18 protein-coding genes are annotated in these 17,613 nt (G+C 71.4%); 9 read left to right on the top strand and 9 right to left on the bottom strand.

Going from position 1 to position 17,613, the window contains the following annotated elements:
• The first annotated feature begins 4 nt into the window (after positions 1-4).
• On the top strand, positions 5-2,821 hold the full coding sequence (locus tag ABFJ78_RS23090; RefSeq protein ID WP_436388396.1) for a vitamin B12-dependent ribonucleotide reductase: 2,817 nt from the start codon (positions 5-7) through the stop codon (positions 2,819-2,821).
• A gap of 34 nt (positions 2,822-2,855) precedes the next feature.
• On the opposite strand, the gene ABFJ78_RS23085 is transcribed toward ABFJ78_RS23090, so the two are convergent.
• On the bottom strand, positions 2,856-3,647 hold the full coding sequence (locus ABFJ78_RS23085; protein ID WP_436388395.1) for an isocitrate lyase/PEP mutase family protein: 792 nt from the start codon (positions 3,645-3,647) through the stop codon (positions 2,856-2,858).
• On the bottom strand, positions 3,644-5,203 hold the full coding sequence (locus tag ABFJ78_RS23080) for an FAD-dependent monooxygenase (RefSeq protein WP_436388394.1): 1,560 nt from the start codon (positions 5,201-5,203) through the stop codon (positions 3,644-3,646). Before ABFJ78_RS23080 ends, ABFJ78_RS23085 begins: the two co-directional genes overlap by 4 nt.
• Positions 5,204-5,295: 92 nt before the next feature.
• Between ABFJ78_RS23080 and ABFJ78_RS23075 the strand changes: the two genes are divergently transcribed.
• Positions 5,296-5,997 (top strand): TetR/AcrR family transcriptional regulator, encoded by a 702-nt coding sequence (locus ABFJ78_RS23075; protein ID WP_436388393.1) that lies wholly within the window; start codon positions 5,296-5,298, stop codon positions 5,995-5,997.
• Between the two features lie 51 nt (positions 5,998-6,048).
• Here ABFJ78_RS23075 and ABFJ78_RS23070 read toward each other — a convergent pair whose 3' ends face one another.
• The 4 genes from ABFJ78_RS23070 to ABFJ78_RS23055 all read right to left on the bottom strand — a co-directional run bounded on the left by ABFJ78_RS23070 (position 6,049) and on the right by ABFJ78_RS23055 (position 8,966).
• Positions 6,049-6,831 (bottom strand): hypothetical protein, encoded by a 783-nt coding sequence (locus ABFJ78_RS23070; protein ID WP_436388392.1) that lies wholly within the window; start codon positions 6,829-6,831, stop codon positions 6,049-6,051.
• A 242-nt stretch (positions 6,832-7,073) separates the two neighbouring features.
• Positions 7,074-8,495 (bottom strand): MFS transporter, encoded by a 1,422-nt coding sequence (locus ABFJ78_RS23065; protein WP_436388391.1) that lies wholly within the window; start codon positions 8,493-8,495, stop codon positions 7,074-7,076.
• 1 nt (position 8,496) lies between these two features.
• Positions 8,497-8,811 carry a VOC family protein gene (locus ABFJ78_RS23060; RefSeq protein ID WP_436388390.1) on the bottom strand — a complete coding sequence of 105 codons (315 nt, stop codon included), beginning with the start codon at positions 8,809-8,811 and terminating at the stop codon, positions 8,497-8,499.
• Entirely contained in the window at positions 8,808-8,966 is a 159-nt protein-coding gene (locus ABFJ78_RS23055) for a ribbon-helix-helix domain-containing protein (RefSeq protein WP_364445769.1), read from the bottom strand. Before ABFJ78_RS23055 ends, ABFJ78_RS23060 begins: the two co-directional genes overlap by 4 nt.
• A gap of 101 nt (positions 8,967-9,067) precedes the next feature.
• Here ABFJ78_RS23055 and ABFJ78_RS23050 point away from each other — a divergent pair, with 101 nt between their 5' ends.
• Positions 9,068-9,802 carry a ferritin-like domain-containing protein gene (locus ABFJ78_RS23050; protein WP_436388389.1) on the top strand — a complete coding sequence of 245 codons (735 nt, stop codon included), beginning with the start codon at positions 9,068-9,070 and terminating at the stop codon, positions 9,800-9,802.
• Here ABFJ78_RS23050 and ABFJ78_RS23045 read toward each other — a convergent pair.
• Positions 9,799-10,338: a TetR/AcrR family transcriptional regulator gene (locus ABFJ78_RS23045; protein WP_436388388.1), complete on the bottom strand. Its 540-nt coding sequence runs from the start codon at positions 10,336-10,338 to the stop codon at positions 9,799-9,801. The two genes, ABFJ78_RS23050 and ABFJ78_RS23045, sit on opposite strands and share 4 nt — an antisense overlap.
• 77 nt (positions 10,339-10,415) lie before the next feature.
• Here ABFJ78_RS23045 and ABFJ78_RS23040 point away from each other — a divergent pair, with 77 nt between their 5' ends.
• Entirely contained in the window at positions 10,416-11,027 is a 612-nt protein-coding gene (locus tag ABFJ78_RS23040) for an FMN-dependent NADH-azoreductase (RefSeq protein ID WP_436388387.1), read from the top strand.
• Positions 11,027-11,347, top strand: a complete 321-nt coding sequence (locus ABFJ78_RS23035; RefSeq protein ID WP_436388386.1) for a DMT family transporter — start codon at positions 11,027-11,029, stop codon at positions 11,345-11,347. Before ABFJ78_RS23040 ends, ABFJ78_RS23035 begins: the two co-directional genes overlap by 1 nt.
• 83 nt (positions 11,348-11,430) lie before the next feature.
• On the opposite strand, the gene ABFJ78_RS23030 is transcribed toward ABFJ78_RS23035, so the two are convergent.
• Complete coding sequence (locus ABFJ78_RS23030; protein ID WP_436388385.1) at positions 11,431-13,446, bottom strand: prolyl oligopeptidase family serine peptidase; 2,016 nt, start codon at positions 13,444-13,446, stop codon at positions 11,431-11,433.
• 127 nt (positions 13,447-13,573) lie between these two features.
• On the opposite strand from ABFJ78_RS23030, the gene ABFJ78_RS23025 reads away from it, so the two are divergent.
• Entirely contained in the window at positions 13,574-14,554 is a 981-nt protein-coding gene (locus tag ABFJ78_RS23025) for a neutral zinc metallopeptidase (RefSeq protein ID WP_436388437.1), read from the top strand.
• On the opposite strand, the gene ABFJ78_RS23020 is transcribed toward ABFJ78_RS23025, so the two are convergent.
• Complete coding sequence (locus ABFJ78_RS23020) at positions 14,547-15,119, bottom strand: TIGR03086 family metal-binding protein (RefSeq protein WP_436388384.1); 573 nt, start codon at positions 15,117-15,119, stop codon at positions 14,547-14,549. The genes ABFJ78_RS23025 and ABFJ78_RS23020 overlap by 8 nt on opposite strands.
• 77 nt (positions 15,120-15,196) lie before the next feature.
• Here ABFJ78_RS23020 and ABFJ78_RS23015 point away from each other — a divergent pair, with 77 nt between their 5' ends.
• The 3 genes from ABFJ78_RS23015 to ABFJ78_RS23005 all read left to right on the top strand — a co-directional run bounded on the left by ABFJ78_RS23015 (position 15,197) and on the right by ABFJ78_RS23005 (position 17,580).
• Entirely contained in the window at positions 15,197-16,603 is a 1,407-nt protein-coding gene (locus tag ABFJ78_RS23015; protein WP_436388383.1) for a PLP-dependent aminotransferase family protein, read from the top strand.
• Positions 16,600-17,046 (top strand): hypothetical protein, encoded by a 447-nt coding sequence (locus ABFJ78_RS23010; RefSeq protein ID WP_436388382.1) that lies wholly within the window; start codon positions 16,600-16,602, stop codon positions 17,044-17,046. Before ABFJ78_RS23015 ends, ABFJ78_RS23010 begins: the two co-directional genes overlap by 4 nt.
• 102 nt (positions 17,047-17,148) lie before the next feature.
• The gene (locus tag ABFJ78_RS23005; RefSeq protein ID WP_436388381.1) at positions 17,149-17,580 is read left to right on the top strand and encodes a CBS domain-containing protein; all 432 of its coding nucleotides are present in this window, start codon (positions 17,149-17,151) and stop codon (positions 17,578-17,580) included.
• Positions 17,581-17,613: the final 33 nt, after the last annotated feature.

The raw sequence follows: 17,613 nt of genomic DNA, 5'->3' as shown, positions 1-17,613 counted from the left end.
ACCGATGACCGAAACCGTGGGAACCGGGGCCGGCACGGCCGCCGGCAAGAAGAGCAAGGCGGCCGGCGGGCTGAGCGTGAAGCGCGTCTTCACCACCGAGGGGAAGCACCCCTACGACCAGGTGACCTGGGAACAGCGCGACGTCGTGATGACGAACTGGCGCGACGGCTCGGTCAACTTCGAGCAGCGCGGCGTGGAGTTCCCCGACTTCTGGTCGGTCAACGCCACCAACATCGTCACCAGCAAGTACTTCCGCGGCGCCGTCGGCAGCCCGCAGCGCGAGCGTAGCCTCAAGCAGCTCATCGACCGCGTGGTGAAGACGTACGTCAAGGCCGCGCGAGACCACGGCTACTTCGCCTCGCCGCAGGACCTCGAGATCTTCGAGCACGAGCTCACCTGGATGCTGCTGCACCAGGTCTTCAGCTTCAACTCCCCGGTCTGGTTCAACGTCGGCACGGCGTCGAAGCAACAGGTCTCGGCGTGCTTCATCCTCGCTGTCGACGACACGATGGAGTCGATCCTCAACTGGTACCGCGAGGAGGGCCTGATCTTCAAGGGCGGCTCCGGCGCCGGCCTGAACCTCTCCCGCATCCGCTCCTCGAAGGAACTGCTGACCTCCGGCGGCACCGCGTCCGGCCCGGTCTCGTTCATGCGCGGCGCCGACGCTTCCGCGGGCACCATCAAGTCCGGCGGCGCCACCCGGCGCGCGGCGAAGATGGTCGTGCTCGACATCGACCACCCGGACATCGAAGAGTTCGTCCAGACGAAGGCGCGCGAAGAGGAGAAGATCAAGGTCCTCCGCGACGCCGGGTTCGACATGGACCTCTCCGGCGCGGACATCTCCTCCGTGCAGTACCAGAACGCGAACAACTCGGTCCGCGTGTCCGACGAGTTCATGCAGGCGGTCGAGAACGGCACCGACTTCGGCCTGCGCGCCCGGCTCACCGGCGAGGTCATCGACCGGACCGACGCGAAGAAGCTGTTCCGCAGCGTCGCGCAGGCCGCGTGGGAGTGCGCCGACCCCGGCATCCAGTACGACGGCACGATCAACGACTGGCACACCTGCCCCGAGTCGGGCCGGATCACCGCGTCGAACCCGTGCAGCGAGTACATGCACCTCGACAACTCGAGCTGCAACCTCGCCTCGCTGAACCTGCTCAAGTTCGTCACGCCCGAGGGCACGTTCGACGCGCCGCTGTTCGCGCGCGCGGTCGAGTTCGTCATCACCGCGATGGACGTCTCGATCTGCTTCGCGGACTTCCCGACCGAGCCGATCGCCGACACCACGCGCAAGTTCCGCCAGCTCGGCATCGGCTACGCGAACCTCGGCGCGCTGCTGATGGCGCTGGGGCACGCGTACGACTCCGACGGCGGCCGCGCGCTCGCCGCGGCGATCACGTCGCTGATGACCGGCGTTTCGTACCGGCGCTCGGCGGAGATGGCCCAGGCCGTCGGCGCGTACGAGGGCTACGCGCGCAACGCCGAGTCGCACCAGCGCGTGATGCGCAAGCACGCCGCGGCGAACGAGCTCGTCCGCACCTACCACTCGAACGACGCCGCAGTCCGCGCGCTGGCGACGGAGGAGTGGAAGAAGGGCATCGACATCGGGACGAAGCACGGCTGGCGCAACGCGCAGGCGTCCGTGCTCGCGCCCACCGGCACCATCGGCTTCATGATGGACTGCGACACCACCGGGATCGAGCCGGACTTCTCGCTGGTGAAGTTCAAGAAGCTCGTCGGCGGCGGCTCGATGCAGATCGTCAACCAGACGGTGCCGCGCGCGCTGACCGCGCTCGGCTACCAGGACGAGCAGGTCGAGGCGATCGTCGAGTACGTGGCGCAGCACGGCCACGTCGTCGACGCGCCGGGCCTGCGCCCGGAGCACTACGAGGTGTTCGACTGCGCGGTCGGGGAGCGCTCGATCGCGCCGATGGGGCACGTCCGGATGATGGCCGCGGTGCAGCCGTTCCTCTCCGGCGCCATCTCGAAGACGGTCAACATGCCGGAGTCGGCGACGGTCGAAGACGTCGAGGAGATCTACTTCCAGGGCTGGAAGCTCGGCCTCAAGGCCCTCGCGATCTACCGCGACAACTGTAAGGTCGGCCAGCCGCTGTCGACGGCCAAGAAGGAAAAGGCGGTCGCCGAACCGGAGAAGGTCGTCGAGTACCGCCCGGTCCGCAAGCGCCTGCCCAAGAAGCGCCCGAGCCAGACGGTGTCGTTCACGGTCGGCGGCGCGGAGGGCTACCTGACGGCGGGTTCGTACCCGGACGACGGCCTCGGCGAGATCTTCGTCAAGCTGGGCAAGCAGGGTTCGACGCTGGCCGGCGTGATGGACGCGTTCTCGATGTCCATTTCGGTCGGTCTGCAGCACGGCATCCCGCTCGAGTTCTACGTTTCGAAGTTCTCGAACCTGCGCTTCGAGCCGGCGGGCATGACCGACGACCCGGACATCCGCATCGCGACGAGCGTGATGGATTACCTGTTCCGCCGCCTGGCTTTGGACTACCTGCCGTACGAAAAGCGTTCGCAGCTGGGCATCCTGTCGGCGGACGAGCGGTCGGCGGAGGTGGAGGCCACCTACGGCGGCGCGCCGAACGTCGACCTCGAGGCGCTGAGCACCACAGTGGACTCTTCGCCGGAGCCGCACGCGGAGGAACCGGAGCACCCGCACCGCGAAGCCCAGACCACGACGGAGCTGATGGAGCTGCGCCTCGGCAAGGCGGCGGACGCCCCGCTGTGCATGACGTGCGGAACGAAGATGCGCCCGGCAGGCTCGTGCTACGCCTGCGAAGGCTGCGGCGCGACGTCCGGTTGTAGCTGACGGTCTCCGCTGACCCGGGTGGGCGCCACCCGGGTCAGCGGAACGCCCGCTGCAGTTCGGAAACCGGCGGCAGATCGGCCACGAACCCGAACCGCCCGGCGCGCATCTCCCGGGCACCGTCCATGAAGGACTTCAACGCCAGCCGGGACAGCGCCGCGCCGATGCTGATGCGGCGGACTCCGATTTCCGCCAGCTGCTCCACCGTGATCGACGGATCGGCGAACCCCATCACCACGTTCACCGGCTTGCCGACCGACGACACCACCGCGCGCATCTCCTCGAGGGTCCGCAGGCCCGGGGCGTACAGCACGTCCGCGCCCGCTTCCTCGAACGCCTGCAGGCGCTTGATCGTGTCGGCGAAGTCGTTCGCGCCCCACAGCTGGTTTTCGGTGCGTGCCGTGAGCACCACCGAACGCGCTCGCGCCGTCTCGGCTGCCGCGCGGACCCGGTCGACCGCCAAGCCGAAGTCGTAGATCGGGTTGTCCGGGTCGCTCGACTGGTCCTCGATCGACGCGCCCACCGCGCCCGCGTCGGCGGCCGCGGCGATCATCTTCGCCGCTTCCGCCGGCTCGTCGGCGAAGCCGTTCTCGAGGTCCGCGTTCACCGGCAACGGCGTCGCGTCGGCGATCTCGCGGATGTTGGCCAGGATCTCCGCCCGGGTCGCGCGGGGCCGGCCTCGCACGTTGGCCACGCCGAGGCTCGTCGTCGCCAGCGCCTCGAAACCGAGCCCGGCCAGCAGCCGGGCCGTTCCCGCGTCCCACGGGTTCGGCAGCAGGAAGGGCTCGGGCCGCTCGTGCAGGGCCCGGAAGTCGTCGGCGGTCGTCATGCGTTCAGCTTCCTCCCGCGACGGCCGCCGGACAACGGCCGCGCCAGGACCCGCGCCACCACGCCGTCGAATTCCTCGGGCTGCCCGCGCCAGGCGATGAAGTGGTCCGGTCGCACCAGTACCCCGCCGCCGTCCGCGATGCTCGTGGCGCGCAACCAGTCTTCGTCCTCGACGACGTGGACGTCGAAATCACCGGTCCGTGGCCAGGTACGGCCGGGGCCGGTGAGCAGCGTGAGCCGCCGGCCGATCAGGTCCACTGTGGACACGTCGTCGGCGAGCCAGGCGTGGGGGACCCGGGACCCCGGCGTCCCGTCGAGCACGACGTCCTCCGTCGACGGCAGCCCGGGCCGCGCGCCGAGCACCGCCGCGGAGTCGTAGCGGTAGCCGAGGTGGACGACCGGCGCGTTGACCACGCCCGCGGCGGCGCGGGCCGCGGCGGCCGCCGGACCCTGCTCCCAGTGCAGCCGCGGATCCTTCAGCCGCCGCAGCGCCTGGTCCAACGCGAGCGCCGCCACCGGACGGCGTTCGGCTTCGTAGGTGTCCAGCAGCGCCGGGCCCGCGGTGCCGTCGAGGACCGCGGCCAGCTTCCAGGCCAGGTTGTGCGCGTCGGCGATGCCGGTGTTCGCGCCGAACGCCCCGAGCGGCGGCACCGCGTGCGCCGCGTCGCCGGCGAGGAACACCCGTCCGGCGCGGAACCGGTCCGCCAGCAGCCCCCGCACCCGCCACGGCAGCACGCTCAGCACCTCCACGGCGAGGTCCGGGACGCCGACCGCGGCCCGGATCAACGCGATGCAGCGCGCGGGCGGGAAAGCGTCCACCGGCTCGTCGCCGAGCCCGGTGTGGAAGATCCAGTCCTTCTCGGCGTCGACGGTCACCAGCATCCCGGGCGCGTCCGGCGTCGTGATCGTGCAGTTCGCGAAGTGGTGGCCCTTCGTGTACGGCGTCAGGTCGGCGCGGAACAGGATGTTCAGCAGCGGCTGCCCGAGCGCGCCCGGCCCCGTCGTGCCGATGCCGAGCGCGGCCCGCACCTCGCTGCGGCCGCCGTCGGCGGCGACCAGGTAGTCGACACGCTCGGTCCGCCGCCCGCCCGGGCCGTCGAGGACCGCGGTGACGCCGGTGCCGTCCTGCTCGAACGAGACGAGCGTCGTCGAATACTCGACCGCCGCGCCGCGTTCGCGTGCCGCGGTCAGGAGCACCGAGTCGAGCCGGTCCTGCGGGCAGGTGCCGCGCAGCACGCTCGGGCTGTGCCGGGACGCGGCGACGTTCGGGCTGTTCGGCGTCGCGGGTGGCGTGTCGGGCAGATCCGCGGTGAGCAGGGTCGGCGCGGAGATCTTGCCGAGGCTGGCGGAGCGCCGGACGGCGACCGCCTCGACCGCGTCGGCGATCCCCGCCTGACGGAAGAACTCCAAGGTCCGGAAGCCGAGGCCGGTGGCGCGCGGGTGCGCGGACGGCCCGTCGGCGCGTTCGACGACGAGCGCGGGCACGCCGTGGCAGGCGAGGAAGAGCGCGATGGACAGGCCGACGGTGCCGCCGCCGGCGACGAGGACGCGTGACATGGTGACCCCCAGTTGTGGATACGGTGTTCTCACTATGGCTACACCGTATCCACTCCGGTACGCTGTTCGCAACGGACGACGGGAGGACGACGATGGCGGACGAGCCGGCGCTGGTCTGGGCCAAGGAGCGGCGCAGCCCGCGGCGCCAGGCACCGAGCGTCGAGCAGATCGTGCGGACGGCGATCGCGATCGCCGACGCCGAGGGCCTGCCGGCGCTCTCGATGCGCCGGGTCGCGGCCGACCTCGGCTCGGGCACGGCGTCGCTCTACCGCTACGTCGCGAGCCGCGACGAGCTGCTGGACCTGATGATCGACGAGGTCAAGGGTGCCGAGCACACCGAGCTCACCGGCGATTGGCGCGCCGACCTGGCAAGCGTCGCCCACCAGGTCCGCGCGACGCTGCTACGGCATCCGTGGCTGAGCGGCGAGATCCCCGGTCGCCCGGCGTTGGGGACGAACTCGCTGCGCCGCCACGAAGCCGCCCTCGCGGCGGCGGCGCCGCTGACCGGCGACATCACCTTCGCGGCCGGGGCAGTGGACGTGGTGCTCGCGTACGTCTTCGGCACGGTGACGCAGGAACTGGCCGAGCTGCAGGCCCAGCGCCGATCGGGACTGACGAAGGAACAGTGGCAGGCGAGCGTCGGCCCGTACATCCGCGAAGTCATCGAGAGCGGCGAGTACCCGCAGTTCGCCCGCCGGGTGATCGAAGGGGAGGAGCGGACCGCCGAGGAGGTGTTCGCCTTCGGCCTGGCCGTCGTGCTCGACGGCATCGCGGCCCGCGCGCCGCGGCCCTGAACGCGAACGAGCCGGGCCCGCGTGTGCGGGCCCGGCTCGGGTGTTCGCGGATCAGCCGTCGTACGAGTCGTAGTCGAAGTCCTCGTCGTAGTCCTGCCAGCCGTGGTCGTCGGCGTCGGCGTCGGCTTCCGCGGTCACCGAGTGCACGGCCGTGCCGCCCGTGCCGGCCGCCGTGTACCAGTTGTGGTAACCGGCGTACCCGGGCACCGCCAGCGCGTGGACGCCCTCGGACGACGCGCCGTCGGGACCGGCCGTCAGGTGGCCCGAGTCGTAGGTGGCGTAGTGGTCACCGGCGTGGCTCGCGATGTGCGTCGAGGACGCGCCGTCCGCGCCGGCCCAGTGGGCCTCGTGGACGTAACCGGCGTTGTCGTCGGCTTCGTCGGCGTCGTCATCGTCGTCGGTGTCGGCCGCGGGCTGGGTGTAGGTGACGTGGTCCGCGGTGTCCACCGGGTCCGGGTGGGACACGGCGTGGTGGACGTGGTGGGTCACGGCCACATCGTCGTCGTCCCAGTCGCCGGACCAGCCGTTGTCGTCGTCGTCCCAGTCGTCGTCGGTGCCGGACTCCTCGCTGTGGGTCACGCCCGCGCCGCCGATGCCGGCGAAGGCGCTGTCGCTCTCCGACCAGTGGTGGCCCCACCAGTCGGAACCGCCCTCGGTCTCGGTGGTGGCCGCGCCGCCGATCCCGGCGTAGCTGCCGGAGGTTTCGAAGTGGCTCCAGGGAGTCCAGGGCTCATAGGGGCCGTCGAACGTGCCGGCCGACGACGGGGCGACGGCGACCAGGGAAATCGGCAATGCGAATGCGCCCGCCAAGGCGAGTCGACGCAATGTGGACATGGTTGATCGGGGTTCCTTCCTGGCTGCGGCTCCCGGGAATTCTCGGGGTTTCCGGGCGCCGGGACAGAACATCTGCCCACTTCGGACGGTACCCGGCAAACCGGCCTTCTGACCTGCGTGGATACCCGATCGGTGCGGCGAACCCGCCCGCCGGAGGACAACGGCGGAAAGGCACCGGAACAGCGTAGGCCGGGCACCAAATGATGTCGGTGTGAATCGCGCTGAATCACACGCTCAGGTAGTCAACTGTTTAACCCGGAAATCGACGGTTCGGTGCGCCTGCCGCGGATCGCGGAAAGGACCGCGGCGGCGGCCATGACCACCGTCAAAGCGGCGAACGCCGTGCTCAGCCCGTCGGTGAACGCCGTCGCGAGCGGGCCGTCCAGGCCGGCCGTGCCGACGAAGATGGCGAACGCCGTGCCGCGCGGAACCGCCTGGGCCGCGACGAGGATCGCCGTCGTGAAGGAGAGCACCATGCCGACGCTCGCGAACGTCCGCAGCACCCCCGAGGCGATCCCCAGCCGCTCGGGCGGGCAGGCCTTCATCACGGCCGAGCTGTTGGCCGGGTAGAAGAAGCTGCCGCCGATCATGAGCACGACGTTGCCGATCGCCGGCAGCCACAGGCTGCTGGTCGTCGTCATCCGCGAGAAGACCACGAGCGCGACGACGGAGAGCGCGAGCCCGCCGGTCGCGGGGAGCACCGGCCCGAAGCGGTCCGCGAGGCGCCCCGCGTACGGGCCGGCCGCGGCGCCGAGCAGGTAGCCCGGCAGCAGCAGCAAGGACGCGTCGATCGGGCTCAGCCCGCGCGGCCCCTGCAGGTACATGATGACCAGGAACAGCACCGCGAAGCTGCCGAGCCCCTGGAGCAGGGACGCCAGCAGGGACGGCGCCACCGCGGGGACCCGGAACAGCGACAGGTCCACGGTCGGCTCCGGGTGCCGCAGCTCGACGAGCACGAAGACCCCGAGCAGCAGCAGGCCGCCGCCCAGGAGGGCGAGGTGGGTCCACCGGAGCGGTTCCGCGGCCAGCGACGTCATCGCCCACGACACCCCGGACAGGCCGAGGCCGAGGGTGACCATGCCGGCCGGGTCCAGCCGCCGTCGGGTCCGCTCGCCGCGGTCGTGCAGGACGCGCAGGGCCAGCACGAGCGCCGCCGCGCCGATCGGCAGGTTGACCCAGAAGATCCACCGCCACGACACCGACGTCACGATGACGCCGCCGAGCAGCACGCCGACCACCGAGCCGACCGAGTAGCCGAGGGCGTTGAACCCGTAGGCGCGCCCGCGCTCGGCCGGCGGGTACAGCTCGGCGATGATCGCGCCGCTGTTGGCGGCGATCAGCGCCGCGCCGAGGCCCTGCACCACCCGGAACCCGATGATCGAACCCCCGTCCCAGGCGAGGGCGCACAGCACCGAGCCGGCGACGAACACCGCGAACCCGGCCCGGTACATCCGCACCCGGCCGAACAGGTCGCCGAGCCGCCCCAGCTGCGTCGCGAGCACCGTGACGACCAGCAGGTAGCCGATGACCACCCAGGTGACCGACGACAGCGAGATGCCGAGGTCCTCCTGGATGGCGGGCAGGGCGAGCACGACGACCGTCCCGTCGACCGCGGCGATCAGCACGCCGGTCATCACGACGAGCATCCCCAGGGTGCGCTCCACGTCAGCTCCCGGCCTGCAGGATCCACTCCCGCCCGTCGGGGTCGCGGACGGTCATCTCGCGCGTCCCGAAGTGGGTGTCCTCGAAGGGGGAGACGACCTCGACGTCGGGCGTGACTTCGTCGCCCTTGAGGACGATCTTCATCCCGGTCGGCCGGCTCTCGGGCACCTCGGCGACGAAGACGTAGGGGCCGTCGCCGTTGCGCAGCAGCCCCGAGTTGTGGTCGGTGGCGAAGTCGAGCTCGAACCCGAGGGCCTGGAAGAACTTGGCGGCCTTGCCCCAGTTGTGGGTCTCGAGGTACACGGCTTCGATGGTCATCGCTGGTCTCCTTCGGTCTTGGCCAGGTACTGGCGCAGGGCGTCGGTCACGAGGGCCGAGAGGGACTGCCCGTGGTCGACGGCGTGGTGCTTGACCTCCCGGATCAGGTCCACGGGGAGGTACACGTTGAACTGCTTGACGTCCTTGTCCGCCATGACAGCATGCTAGCATTCTAGACAGCTAGCACGTCAACCTTCACGAGATCTCCACCGGACGCGCCCGGGAAGTCCACGACGACCCGGCATCATCGGGCCCGATGAACTGGTTGCGGGAATTCGAAGCGGAAGCCGAACGTCGTCGCCGGCGGGACGACCCGCCCTGGGAGCGCGGGGCCCGGCTCCACCCCGACGTCGCCAAGAGCGTGCAGCGGTTCCAGGTCGGGGAGGCCGGGGACGGCGCCAACCTCATCGCGAAAGCCGGCGGCGGCGACTACCTCGCCGCCGTCAAGCTCTTCGTCGCCGAGGAGCAGAACCACGCGCGCATGCTCGCCGAACTCCTGAACGCCGCCGGCGTGCCGACGATAGAACAGCACTGGTCCGACACCGTGTTCGTCCGGCTGCGACGAGCCCTCGGGCTGCGGCTGGAGCTGATGGTGCTGCTCATCGCCGAGGTCGTCGCGCTGCGGTACTACCGCGCGCTGCGCGACGGCGGCGACGATCCGCTCGTCACGCAGGTCGCGGCCCGGATCCTCGCCGACGAGGAGCGGCACGTGCCCTTCCACTGCCACCGCCTGCGGATCGGGTTCGCGGGCCTCCCGAAACCCGTGCGCGCCGCGGTGTTCGGCGCCTGGCGGGTACTGCTGCTCGGTGTCGCGGTCACCGTTGCCGCCGATCACGGGCCGGCGCTGCACCGGCTCGGCGTCGGACGGCTCGTCTTCGTCGCCGACGTCCTCACCGCCTTCGAAGCCGCCCTCGCGCAGGTCCGGGGCGACGAGCCGAAGCCGAGGCCGCGCTACGTCCCGAAGCGCGCCCGGCCGCGGGGCCTCGTCTAAAGGAGACGGGCCAATTCCGAAAGCGACGCCGTGATCCGCTCCGGCGTCACGCCCCGCGCGCGCTGGTGCAGGTACAGCTCCGGCGCGAGCGGGGCCAGCAGGACGTCGGCCAGGACGTCGGGGTCCGGTGCGCCCGCCGCCAGCACCTTGACGTGCGTTCGCCAGAAGCCGTACGCGCCCGTCGTGAAGCGGGAGTGGCCGACCTCCGTGCCCAGCACCAGGTTCGCGTGCCGCTCCAGCAGGTCCACCATCGCCGCGTAGAACGCGGCCAGCCGCTCGGCGGGCGGCGCGCCCGGGCCCAGCGGCGGGTCACCGCGCAGCAGGGACTCCTGCAGCCGGCGCTCGTGCTCGTCCAGGAGCGCGACGGCGATCGCCGCGCGGTCCGGGTAACGGCGGTAGAGCGTGCCGCGGCCGACGCCGGCCGCGCGGGCGATGTCCTCCATCGTCACGTCCGCCGCGCCGCGGGCGGTGAACAGCTCCTCCGCCGCCTCGAGGATCTTCGCGCGGTTGCGGGCCGCGTCGGCGCGTTCGGGCATGGCGGCAGCCTAGGGAATAAGCGGACGAGGCGTCCAGTTGATGTCAAGCGGACACCGCGTCCACTTGAGGAGGAACCGTGACCCACCTGCTGCACCTCGACTCCAGCGCCCGCCGCACGTCGTTCTCGCGCGAGCTGTCCGCGCGCTACGCCGCCGGCTGGACGGGCACCCGGACCTACCGCGACCTCGCCGCCGACCCCGTCCCGGTGATCGGCGAGGCGTGGACCGAGATCTGCGACGCCCTGCTCACGGCCGGGATCACCGACCCGGCGCACTACGCCGACGTCGTCGAAACGCCCTCGCAGAAGCAGGCCTGGGCGATCGTCGAACCGCTGCTCGCGGAACTGCTCGAAGCCGACGTCGTCCTGATCGGCGCGCCGATGTACAACTTCTCGATCCCGGCGGCGCTCAAGACGTGGATCGACCAGGTGACGTTCCCGCGCATGTCCCTGCGGGGCAAGGCGTTCGTCATCGCCGGCGCCCGCGGCGGGACGTACGCGCCGGGAACGCCCCGCGCGCCGTTCGACCACCACGAGCGCTACCTGCGGGACTTCATCGCCGGGCACTACGACGTCGACGACGTCCGGTTCGTGCACGCCGAGCTGACCAACGCCCTGGTCGACCCGCACCTGGCCGCCCGCGAAGGCGAGCGGGTCGCGTCGCGCGAAGCCGCACTGAAGGCGCTCTGATGGGCTGGGTGACGCTCGTCTTCGCCGGGCTCGTCGAGATCGCCTGGTCGCAGAGCATCAAGCCGACCGAGAACTTCACGCGGCCGTGGCCGACGCTCCTGTGCTTCGTGCTCGGCGCCGCCGCCGTCTACCTGCTCTCGCGCGCGATGGACACCGTCCCGGTGGGCACCGCCTACGCGGTGTTCACCGGGATCGGCGCCGTCGGCGCGATCGTGCTCGGCGTCGTCGTGACCAAGGACCCGCTCAGCGTCGGCCGGGTGGCCGCGCTGGCCCTGATCGTCGGCGGCGTCGTGCTCGCCCGCGTTACCAATCCGACCTGAAGTAGGCCGGCCCCTGAGCGGCAGGCAACCGTTGCCACGAAAGCCATCCGGCCGTGACTGTGGTCGGATTGGTAACCAACGGCTCAGTACTTCGTGAGCTGCTCCCACAGGAACTCGAAGACCAGCGCCCACTTGAACGCCAGCTGCTCGTTGTCGGCCGCGGCGCCGTGGCCGCCTTCGATGTTCTCGTGGTAGCGGACGTCGTGCCCCTGCTCACGCATGCGCGCCACCATCTTGCGGGCGTGGGCGGGGTGCACGCGGTCGTCGCGCGTCGACGTCACGAACAGCGACGGCGGGTAGGTTCGTCCACTGTGGACGTTCTGGTACGGCGAGTACTTCGCGATGTACTCCCATTCCGCGGCTTCGTCGGGGTCGCCGTACTCGGCCATCCACGACGCGCCGGCCAGCAGCAGGTGGTAGCGGCGCATGTCCAGCAGCGGCACCTGGCTGACGATCGCGCCGAACCGGTCCGGGTAGCGCGTCAGCATCACGCCCATCAGCAGGCCGCCGTTGCTGCCGCCCTGGATCCCCAGCCGCGACGGCGTCGTGATCCCGCGTTCGACCAAGTCCGCGGCGACGGAGGCGAAGTCTTCGTACACGCGGTGACGCTCGGCCTTGATCGCCTGCGTGTGCCAGCTCGGGCCGTACTCGCCGCCGCCGCGGATGTTCGCGACGACGTACGTGCCGCCGCGCGCGAGCCAGCCGCGGCCGATCATCCCGCTGTACGACGGCGTCAGCGACACCTCGAAGCCGCCGTAACCGGTCAGCAGCGTCGGGCCGCCTTCGGCGCCGGACGGCCGGACGACGAAGTACGGGATCTTCGTGCCGTCCTCCGACGTCGCGAAGTACTGCGCGACGCTCATGCCCGAAGCGTCGAAGAACGCCGGAGCCTGCTTCAGCACCTCGACCTCTTCGCCGACATGGCCGTAGCTCAGCGTCGACGGCTGGAGGAAGCCGCTGGAGTTGAGCAGGTACTCGTCGCTGACGTCGGGATCGGTGTCGAAGATGTCCGCACTGCCGAACTCGGGCCCGCCCGACAGCGGCTCCTCGGTCCAGCCGTCCGGGCCCGGCGTCAGCGTGCGCAGCTCGGTCCGGACATCGCGCAGCGTGCCGAGCAGCAGGTGGTGGCGCGTCCAGGCCCAGTAGTCGAGCGAGGTGTGGTCGTCGGGCGTGAAGAGCGTCGCGAAGGCGCGGTCGCCGGCCAGGAAGTCGTCGAACCGGATGCCGATCAGCGACCCGGCGGGGTGCTCGGTGCCGCCGACCGCCCACGCCGTCCGCGGCCGCACCAGCAGCCATTCGCGGTGGACGGACGCGCTCGCGTCGTCGGGGACGTCGATCTTGACCAGCGCGTCGGGCGTCCGCAGGTAGAGCTCGGAGCGGTAGAAGTCGATCGCGCGGCTGACGAAGTCGCGTTCGAAGCCTTCGGTCGGGTCGTGGGACGCGCCGATCGAGACGTCGTCGGGCTTGCCTTCGTAGACCGTGACGGCTTCTTCGAGCGGCGTGCCCCGGCGCCACTCCTTGGCCAGCCGCGGGTAGCCCGAGCTGGTCAGCGTGCCCTCGCCGAAGTCGGTGCCGATGTAGACGCGGTCCTCGTCGATCCAGCCGATCCGCGTCTTCGCCTCGGGCACGGTGAAGCCGCCCTCGACGAACTCGTGCGCGTCGAGGTCGAACTCGCGCACGACCGTCGCGTCCGCGCCGCCGCGCGAGAGCTCGACCAGGCCACGCCGGTAGTCCGGCCGCAGCACGGTCGCGCCCTGCCAGACCCAGTTCTCGCCCTCGGCCTCGGCCAGCGCGTCGACGTCGATCAACAGCTCCCACTCGGGCTCGGGCCGCCGGTAGGACTCCAGCGTCGTCCGCCGCCACAGGCCGCGCGGGTGGCTCGCGTCCTGCCAGAAGTTGTAGAGGAACTCGCCGCGGCGGCGGACGTACGGGATCCGGTCGTCGGCGTCCAGCACCTCGCGCAGCTCGTCACGAAGCTCGGCGAAACGCGCGCCGCGGGTCAGCTCGGCCAGCGTCTCGTCGTTGCGGGCGCGCACCCAGCCGAGCGCGTCGTCGCCGGTCACGTCTTCCAGCCACAGGTAAGGGTCCTCGACACTCATGCCCACAGTCTCGTCCGAGGGCCGTCCCGGTGGCCACCGGGACGTGTTCCCGTTTCGTGATCCTTCCCTCTCCGGCGATCCGTATGCTGATGCCATTGAGCAGGGGGAGCACGTGAACGACGACGGAATGTCCGGTTTTCCCGCGCCGCCGGCCGCGGACCGGTCGCCGGAACCCGCGTGGGCCCCGGAGCCGAACCCCTGGGCGCCGAACTGGGCCGCCGCGCCGCCCGTCCCGATCGCCCCGCCGCGCAGCCGGCTCTGGGGCGCGGTCGCCGGGGTGCTCATCGTCGTGCTGGCGATCTCGCTGATCGCGGCCACCATCCCGCACCGCGTCGACGGGCACGCGTACGTCGCCCAAGGCGTCGACACCGGCCGCGCGTACAGCGGCGGTTCGGACGGCAAGCCCGCGAAGCCGGTGCCGGAGCTGGCGCGCAACCCGCTGCTGTCGGCCGGCATCACGCCCGGGCCCGCGACGTGCGCGCTGCCCGACCTCGGCCGGGCGCCCGCGCAGCTCAAGGCGTACTACAGCGCGCTCGTCGACTGCCTGGAGCAGTCGTGGCGCCCCGCGCTGCAGAGGGCGAACGAGCCGACGCTGACCGCCACGGTCTCGGTGACGCTGCCCGAGCACAGCGCGTGCGGCGCGGCGCCGACGGAGAACGAGGCCGTCGCCTACTACTGCGGCGGCGACACCACGATCTACGCCCCGACCGACTGGATGCTCTCGGACGCCGGGCTCAACAAGGCCCGCCACATCGCGACGATCGCCCACGAGTACGGCCACCACGTGCAGCGCGAGAGCGGCATCCTGTCCGCGGCGGCGGACAAGATGACCTCGCCCGACGAGGACAGCGCGGCCGACAAGGAGGTCGTCCGCCGGATCGAGCTGCAGGCGAACTGCTTCGGCGCCCTGTTCCTGGCCGCGGTCGCCGGCTCGGGGTCGATCAGCCGGTCGCTGGCGAACGCCGCCGTGGCCGACTACGGCCGCGCGAACGACAGCGACACGCACGGCTCCCGCGAGCACCAGCTGTCGTGGGCGAAGGCGGGCTACGACGGCAAGAACACCAAGGCGTGCGACACGTGGAGCGCCGCGCCCGCCGACATCAGCTGACGGTCCAGCCCGGGTCGCGGCCGAGCAGGGCGAGGAACCGGTCGAGCTCGCTCGTGTCCGGTCCTGTCTCGACGCTGTGGGCGAAGGAGCCGTTCTTCTCGCGACCCTCGTCCGGGATTCGCTCGGCCAGCTGCAGGGCGGCGTGCACGGCTTCGGCGTCGGGCTCGTAGGGCAGGCCGAGCGTGCGGGCCAGGTCCCAGCCGTGCGCGACGGTGTCGACGAGGTGCATGTGCGCGGCGATCGTGCCGGGGAACGTGCCGAAGTGGTTGATCGTGAGCTGCCGCTCCAGCACGGCGTCGTCGGCGAAGGCTTTGAGGAAGTCGTCGACGGAGGCGCGGTAGGCCGCGACAGCGTCGTCGCCGAGGTCCCCGGCGTCCCAGTCCGGGGCTTCGCCTTCGCGAGCCGCGGTCGCGAAGGCGTGGTTCTCGCTGACCTGGTGGCGGAGGAGGTCGCCCAGGGTCCAGCCGACGCACGGGGTCGGGCGTGAGAGGTCTTCCGGCTTGGCGGCGGCGACGATCTTGTCGAGGACGAGCAGGGTGCGGCGGTCGAGTTCGCGGAGATCCATGCTCCGCACGCTAGGCGGGGGAGCGGACCACGAGAAGTGCCAAACCCACGCCTCTTCCGGTGTGCCAATCTGGGGTGGTGGACGTCCACATCGACCTGACCGGCACACGCGGGCACCGCGACGCGATCTACCGGCAGCTGCGCGCGGCGATCCTGGACGGCCGGATCCGGCCCGGCGAGGCACTGCCGCCGACGCGGGAGCTGGCGCAGCGGCTGGCGGTCTCCCGGACGACGGTCAGCGCAGCCTACGACCGGCTCACCGCCGAGGGGTTCCTCGCCGGGCGCGTCGGCGCGGGCACGTTCGTCACGGCTTCGTTCCAGACGCGGCCCGCGTCGTCGTCGGTGTCGGGTGTCCGCCCGCTGCCGGAGTGGGACGCGGTGCCGGCGCCGCCCGCGCCGTTCGCGCCGGCGCCGGAGTTCGACTTCCGGCCCGGCGTCCCGGACCTCACGCGGTTCCCGTTCGACACGTGGCGCCGGCTCGTCACGCAGCGGCTGCGTGCGGGCCAGGCCGACCTGATGACCTACGGCGACCCGCAGGGACTTGCTGTCTTGCGCGACCAGATCGCGCGGCACGTCGGGGTGTCGCGGGACGTCCGGGCGAGCGCGGCGCAGGTCGTCGTCACCGCCGGCGCCCAGCAGACGACGGACCTGGTCGGGCGCGTGCTGCTGCGTCCGGGTGACGTGGCCGCCGTCGAGGACCCCGGCTACCCGCCGCCGCGGCTGGTGCTCGCCGCGCGCGGGGTGCGGGTGGCGCCGGTGCCGGTCGACGCCCAGGGGATCGTGGTCAGCGCGATCCCGGCGGAGGCGCGGCTGGTGTACGTGACGCCGTCGCACCAGTACCCGCTGGGGTTGTCGATGTCGCTGGAGCGTCGTCTCGAGCTGCTGGACTGGGCCGAGCGGCACGACGCCGTGCTCGTCGAGGACGACTACGACACGGAGTTCCGCTACACCGGACGGCCGCTGGAACCGTTGTACAGCTTGGATTCCCGCGGCCGGGTCGTGTACGTCGGGTCGTTCTCGAAGGTGCTTTCGCCGGCGCTGCGGCTGGGGTTCCTGGTCGCGCCGCCGTCGCTCGTGCCGGCGCTGGTGAAGGCCCGGTACCTCACGGACTGGCACGCGCCGAACGTCGAGCAGGCGGCGCTGGCGGCGTTCATGGCCGAGGGCGGTTTCGCGCGGCACGTCCGGCGGATGCGGAAGGTCTACCGCGAGCGGCACGAGCTGCTGTCGTCGCTCGTCGGCGAGTTGTCCTTCTTGAGGTTGCTGCCGTCCTCGGCCGGCCTGCACGTGAGCGCGGTTTCGTCGGTGGATCTGTCGTCGTTGGTGCGCCGCGCCCGCCGCGCCGGCGTTCGGCTGTACTCGCTGGGCGACTTCGCCGTGGGCGAGCGCCGCCACGGGCTGGTGTTCGGCTACGGTGCGGTCGCGACCGAGCGGATCGGGCCGGGACTGGCCCGGCTGCGCGAGCTGGCGGACGGGGGAGCGGCGTGACCGACGACGTGATGGTGGCGATCGACGCCGGCCTGCGGCAGCACATCGGCGGCGACCGCGCGGGGGCGTACGCGACGTTCACGGCGTTGTGGGCGTCGATCGGCCCGGACGGCGACCCGCTGCACCGCGTCGCGCTGGCGCACCACATGGCCGACGTCTGCGACGACCCGGCGGAGGAGCTGGAGTGGGACCTGCGCGCACTGGCGGCGGCGGACTCACTGACCGACTCGCGCGCCCAGGAGTACCACTCGTCGCTGGCCGTGCGCGGGTTCTACCCGTCGTTGCACCTCAACCTGGGCGAGGACTACCGCAAACTGGGTGACCTGCGGGCGGCCCGTGAGCAGCTGGAACTGGCCCGAGCCCGCCTCGACGCCCTCTGCGACGACGACTACGCGGCGGGGATCCGCTCGGCACTGGACGGCCTGGCCGAGCGTCTCGGCTGAATCGGTTTGAATACCACGAGAACGCCCCGTTTGCCGGACTTTCGCCCGGGTCCCGGCACCCTTACCCTGTGGTGATCCAGCTCACCGACGGGAAGGATCGCCATGCGGATTGCGGATCTGCTGCGCAAGAAGGGGTCGGCGGTCGCAACGGTCACCCCGGAGACCACGGTGACCGCGTTGCTGGCCGGCCTGGCCGAACACAACGTGGGCGCGATGGTGGTAGTCGCCCCGGACGGATCGATAGCGGGGATCGTGTCGGAACGAGACGTGGTCCGGCGCCTGAACGAGCACGGCCCGGGTCTGCTGGAGGGCCCGGTGTCATCGATCATGACGAAGCTGGTGGCGAGCTGCACGCCGGATGACTCGGTGGACCAGCTGTCGGTGTTGATGACGGAGAGGCGGATCCGGCACGTGCCGGTGTTGGCCGAGGGGCGGTTGGCCGGGATCGTTTCCATCGGGGATGTCGTGAAGAACCGGATGGAGCAGCTGGAGAAGAGCCAGGAACAGCTGGAGGCATACATCTCCCAGGGCTGAGGAGCGTTGGCGCGCGAGGGCCGGCTCACCCGA

Source organism: Amycolatopsis sp. MEPSY49 (assembly GCF_051337345.1).
In the GTDB taxonomy this organism is placed as follows: domain Bacteria; phylum Actinomycetota; class Actinomycetes; order Mycobacteriales; family Pseudonocardiaceae; genus Amycolatopsis.
This window is presented reverse-complemented; position numbering and strand designations above follow the sequence as displayed.